The 1,526-nt window shown below is 68.2% G+C and carries 1 protein-coding gene; it reads right to left on the bottom strand.

The window, feature by feature from the left end; genetic code table 11:
- Positions 1 to 42 precede the first annotated feature (42 nt).
- Positions 43 to 1,287 (bottom strand): IS110 family transposase, encoded by a 1,245-nt coding sequence (locus OC490_RS49035; RefSeq protein ID WP_262064550.1) that lies wholly within the window; start codon positions 1,285 to 1,287, stop codon positions 43 to 45.
- Between the last annotated feature and the right edge of the window lie 239 nt (positions 1,288 to 1,526).

The following is a 1,526-nucleotide window of genomic DNA, read 5'->3' as shown; positions in this document are numbered from 1 at the left end:
CTGCTAATACGAAAATCCCCTGTCTGTGCAGGTCAGGTGTGTTCATGTGGCCTCCACGGGCTGGAGGTTGACCTGGTAGCCGAGGCGGTTGAGCTGGCTGACGAGACGCCGGGTGGCGCGGCTCTTGCCGGTGCGTTCGAGGAAGTACTCGCCTCCGAGGTCTGCGTACTCGATGTCGCGGGTGAACATGTGCCAGATCGAAATCAGGATGGAGTGCTGCAGGGCGACCAGCGCCCGCCGGCGGCCGCGGCGTCCGACCAGACGCCGGTAGCGGGCGGCGAGGTAGGTGTCCTTGGTTCGGCAGGCAGAGATCGCGGCCTGGCCCAGCACGCCCTTCAGCCATGGGTCGCCAGGGCGGGTGCGGCCCGACGGGCTCTTGCCCGCAGACTCGTAGTTGCCCGGACACACCCCCGCCCAGGAGGCGAGGTGGCCGGCCGAGGGGAAGCGGGTGATGTCCGCGCCGATCTCGGCGAGGATCACCTCGGCGGTGTGGGCGCTCACTCCGGGGATGGTGGCGAGCAGCTCGACCTGTCGCTGAAAGGGCCGGATGTGGTCGGCGATCCGAGAGTTGAGGCGCTGTTCCATGGCGGTGGCCTCGTCGATCCGGTCCAGCATCGTCTGGGCCAGGAACGCATGGTGGTCGGTGAAGTAGCCGGTCAGCGCCTCAGCCAGCACGTCCCGCCGGGTTCGCAGGTTGGGGGCGGCCAGCTGGGCGAGCGCCTTCGGATCACGTTCCCCTCCGATCAGTGCCTTGAGCATCCTGCGGCCGGACACGCCGAGGAAGTCGGAGACCACCGAGGTCAGCTTGATACCGCAGTCCTCCAGCAGGTTCTGCAGCCGCTGGGCCTCCCGGGCCCGTTCACGGACCACGTCGGTGCGATACCGCGTCAGGTCCCGCAGCTGCCGGATCGGCTGCGGCGGCACGAACGAGGGGCGGACCAGGCCGTGTTCGACGAGCTTGGCGATCCACTCCGCGTCCTTCACATCCGTCTTGCGGCCCGGCACCGCCTTCATGTGGCGGGCGTTGAGCAGCCAGCAGTCCATATCGTGCTCCAGCAGGTAGAACACCGGCTTCCAGTACGAGCCGGTGGCCTCCATCCCGACCACCGTGATGCCCTCGGCCAGCAGCCAGTCCCGCATCGCCAGCAGCCCCGACGTCAACGCGGAGAAAGTCCTCACCTCCCCGCGGCGCCGCGTCCCCTTCCCGCGACCTGGCACCCGGATACACACCTTCACGTCCGCCTTGCTGATGTCGATCCCGGCGCAGCGTTCATAGACGACGTCCACTGCCGGCCCCTTCCCTTCATGTCTGTCGGGACGGCCGCCCGGCGGGGTCCCAGGAGGCGAAAGAGTCTGATACGCGTGCTCGAAGCAACACTTCCGAGCGCCTGACGAGCGGGACCCCGGCGTCCTGCTGATTGACGGGCTCGGACACGCCAAGTGGCCACGACGTCAGCCGGACAGCCGCACCCGATTTTCCCGCCCTCGGGGCGACGTCCGCAGGACCTCCGGCTTGCTGATTGAGA

Source organism: Streptomyces sp. STR69, from assembly GCF_024519455.1.
Taxonomy (GTDB): domain Bacteria; phylum Actinomycetota; class Actinomycetes; order Streptomycetales; family Streptomycetaceae; genus Streptomyces.
Note: the sequence above shows the minus strand (reverse complement) of the source record. Positions and strands in the feature narration are given on the sequence as shown.